Source organism: Mesorhizobium sp. WSM4840 (genome assembly GCF_055811755.1).
The window spans coordinates 1-3,621 of the sequence record NZ_JBVVQD010000079.1; the positions used below are offsets into that span (position 1 = coordinate 1).

At 58.2% G+C, this 3,621-nt stretch carries 3 protein-coding genes and 1 pseudogene; all 4 read left to right on the plus strand.

Going from position 1 to position 3,621, the window contains the following annotated elements; translation table 11 throughout:
- The first annotated feature begins 165 nt into the window (after window positions 1-165).
- The 4 genes and pseudogenes from AC0L3I_RS36635 to AC0L3I_RS36650 all read left to right on the plus strand — a co-directional run bounded on the left by AC0L3I_RS36635 (window position 166) and on the right by AC0L3I_RS36650 (window position 3,539).
- Window positions 166-1,770, plus strand: coding sequence for a transposase (locus AC0L3I_RS36635; protein WP_473530191.1), 1,605 nt, complete (start codon window positions 166-168; stop codon window positions 1,768-1,770).
- A 6-nt stretch (window positions 1,771-1,776) separates the two neighbouring features.
- Window positions 1,777-2,658 carry a TniB family NTP-binding protein gene (locus tag AC0L3I_RS36640; protein WP_473530192.1) on the plus strand — a complete coding sequence of 294 codons (882 nt, stop codon included), beginning with the start codon at window positions 1,777-1,779 and terminating at the stop codon, window positions 2,656-2,658.
- A pseudogene (locus AC0L3I_RS36645) lies at window positions 2,655-2,990 on the plus strand (TniQ family protein); the annotation flags it as partial. The gene AC0L3I_RS36640 and the pseudogene AC0L3I_RS36645, both read left to right, overlap by 4 nt.
- 390 nt (window positions 2,991-3,380) lie before the next feature.
- The gene (locus tag AC0L3I_RS36650; protein WP_473530193.1) at window positions 3,381-3,539 is read left to right on the plus strand and encodes a hypothetical protein; all 159 of its coding nucleotides are present in this window, start codon (window positions 3,381-3,383) and stop codon (window positions 3,537-3,539) included.
- The last annotated feature ends 82 nt before the right edge of the window (window positions 3,540-3,621 follow it).

Below are 3,621 nucleotides of genomic sequence, written 5' to 3' on the forward strand. Positions count from 1 at the left end.
TGTCGCGCTGTATTTAAAGGTGAGACTTCTCGCCTAATGATATCAAGCTCTTAGCCTTGTACTTAAATTGAGAATTTGCATTTAATTTGAGATTCACGCTTGGCTCGCTGCAGTTAATGTGAGATTCTGACGGTCTAACGTTAGCTTGGATTATTCGCAGGCAGCATGGGCGACGACAGCAATGATAATGGGGAGCGAGCTCGGTGGAACGAGGCGTGCCGTCGCGAAGAGGCAATCCGCAAGCTCGTGGAGCGCTATCCAAAAGGTCTGAGCGGTCAGGCTGTAGCGGATCTGGCTTGGGAACTGGACCTCAGCCGGGCCACTCTCTACAGGATGATCAAGCTGTTTCGAGCAGGTGGCACTGTGAGTTCACTGATGGACCGCAAGCGCGGTCGGCGCCAGGGACATCGCGCCCTCGACAAAGATCGAGAAGCCCTCGTGCGACGAACGATTGAAGGCTTTTATCTCAAGCCGACACGCCCGTCCTTCTCGCAGTTGGTTCGGCAGGTCCAAATCGCCTGCGCAGCGGCCGGCCTTACTCCGCCAAACTGGCGCACCATCAAATCCCGGGTTGAAGAGATCGATCTACAGGTGAGGGGGCGTAAGCGCGGCGAGAGCGAGGTCGTCAAAGCTACAACCGCTACGCCAGGTGCCCTTTCGGCGTCGCGGCCGCTTGAACTTGTGCAAATCGATCATACCAAAGTTGACGTATTCGTTGTCGACGAAGAAACGCGTCTGCCGCTCGGACGGCCCTGGCTGACACTGGCGCTGGACATCTTTTCTCGGATGGTAACTGGCTTCTATCTGACCATGGAGGCGCCGTCGCGACTGTCGACAAGCCTCTGCATACTGCACTCCGTGTTCGACAAGACCCCATGGTTGCAGGAGAGGGGTATCCATGAAGCGTGGCCCGTGGCCGGACTGCCGGGAACCATACATGTCGACAACGGCGCGGATTTTCGAAGTCATGCGTTCGAACGTGCTTGCCGGGACAACGGCATAAGGATCGATTGGCGTCCGCCTGGAACGCCCCATTTCGGGGGCCACATCGAACGGTTGATCGGCACGCAGATGGGCGCGGTTCATCTGCTGCCAGGATCGACCTCAAGCAACATCGAGGAACGGCGCGAATATGATCCCAAACGCCATGCGACACTGACACTCCGAGAGCTTGAGCGCTACATCGCACTCGAGATCGTCGGACAATACCATCATGCTATCCACGGCGCACTCCGTCGGCCACCGATTGCGGTCTGGCGACAGCAGGAGAGTGAGTTGGTGTTGCGCCTGCCGAACGATCGTATGCAGTTTTGGATCTCCTTCCTGCCGGAGGCAGAGAGAACGTTGCGCCCGACCGGCATCCATCTTTTCAATATCCGCTACTGGTCGCCCGCCCTGGCCGCCGACATCGGGCGGGCCAAGGCCCGCCTGATTGTGAAATACGACCCGCGCGATTTGTCGCGCGTTTTTGTCAGGCGTCACTTCGGCAGCTTTGTGGAGGCTCGCTATGCCGATGTGACACTCGCGCCGATTACGCTGTGGGAGGCGCAGGCTGCCCGGCGCAAACTCAACGCTCAGGGCAAACGCGAAATTGACATGCACGTCCTTATTCGCACTGCGCTTTCGCAGCGCAAACTGATCGAGGAGGCGAAACACAAGACACAAGGGCGCCAACGGCTTGCGAAAACGAATGTGGATGACGATGAAGTGGGCTCGCTTCGGGGCGTCGATTCAAGCAAACCTGTTCCCTCCGTCGAAGATCTGGATTGAGCCCCTTTGAGCACGGATAACGTCCATCTGACGCAGGCGGCCAAAGACCTCCTCGGCGAGCCCGACATTGTGCGAGTTCGCGCGATTCAGGCTCGCCGATGGATTTTTTATCCGCGCGCCAAGCAGGCACTCGATCGTCTCAACCTGCTGGTCGACCATCCGCGCGGCACGCGCATGCCCTCGGTGGCCATCTACGGCGACAGTGGCATGGGCAAGACGATGATCATGGAAAAATTCTGCGAAAATAACCCCTCCCGTTTTGATCCGACGACCGGCGTTCAGGCTATGCCGGTTCTGGCAATCGAGATGACGGGGAAGCCAGGTGAACGCCGTTTATATGCCGAGATCCTGGCTGCACTTGGAGCGCCACAGGCACCCCGCGCCGACATCGTGCAGATGGAGCAGGCGGCGTTGCGGCTTCTGAAAACCGTCGGCGTCCAGGTACTGGTGATCGATGAAGTACATAACATTCTCGCCGGCTCGTACCGCGAGCAGCGGGTCGTGCTGAACACGCTGCGATTTCTCAGCAATCGGCTTCAGATCTCACTCGTTTGCTTCGGAGTAATCGAAGCCCGCGAAGCGATAAGCGGCGACGTACAGCTTGCCCGCCGGTTTGGCGAGCTGACCTTGAATAGGTGGGCGGCCAACGAACAGTTCGAAGCGCTAGTCTCGTCCATTTTGCGGAATATGCCGCTTCGCCGACCGACGGTGCTGACGCCGAAATCTCTACGCCGAATTCTGCAGATCAGCGGCGGCATCACTGCAAATATTTTTCACGCGATCACGACCCTCGCAGCCGAGTCGATCGAGAGCGGTATAGAGCACATCACGGATGAAGCGGTGGAAAGTTGGCGCCCGCCAGTCAGCGCTGAAACAGCCTACGCATGATCCGAGAGCTCGGCGGCACAAGGCCGCTTCCAGTCATTCTCAAACCCGTCCCAGATGAGCTCCTGTCGTCGTGGATCACGCGCCATGCCGATTTCTACGGCGTCTCGCCGCTCACAATGCTTCGCCATGCCATTCCGGCGGCAACATCTTTGCGGCGAACCGATACAAACCTGGGGCCAACCGCCGCCGTTCACATTGCGAGGTTGTTTCGGTCCCAATCTTCGACAATCTTGGCAATGACCACATCTGGGTTCCCAAAATCGGCAGCGCGGCTCGTCGCGCCACGCGCTATTCAATGCTGCATCGCCTGCGACGAGCAAAACAGATCGCAAGGAGCGGCAAGTGCGGTACAGCGAAGCTGGATCGAGGGTTGGCGGATAACCTGTCCCGTTTGCAGACAACGGCATCAAGAGACGAGGGAGGGTGCCTCTGCCCTCGCAAGCACGTCATCGCCGTTCGAGGATCCTTGGGTAGATGCTGTCCATGGCGAGCGGCTCATCGATCAGTCGCTGAGGGGAGCAGCATCTGTCGGTTGGGTGTCGCCAATCGATATCGTCCGGTTACTGCTCGTCAGACGATGCCCGAAGCCCTTCCATCATCAGGCATCGATACGCCATTCCACCATCCTTGGCGCCGTCGTTCCAGGTTTCGATGAGCTTGTCGCCGAACAGGGACTCCCAAGACCTACGATTGCAAGACCCATCTTGCCTATTGGACTCCGCATGGCGCTGCTCGCTGGTGTCTCAATCGTCTATCAGGCAGGTCCGGCGTTAGTCTCCGAGCTCAAGCGCCAAACGCTTGGCGCCCACTATACACGGTTCGATGCCATCGGCGCCGGCATGTCGGTTTCGAGAAACTCTCAGCCGCTGCAGGTGAATTGAGACTCAGGGGCATTGAATCTCATGATTAGGTACAGCGGTCGCGATAAGTCGGCGCAATCTTACATTTAAGTGCAGTGCGACA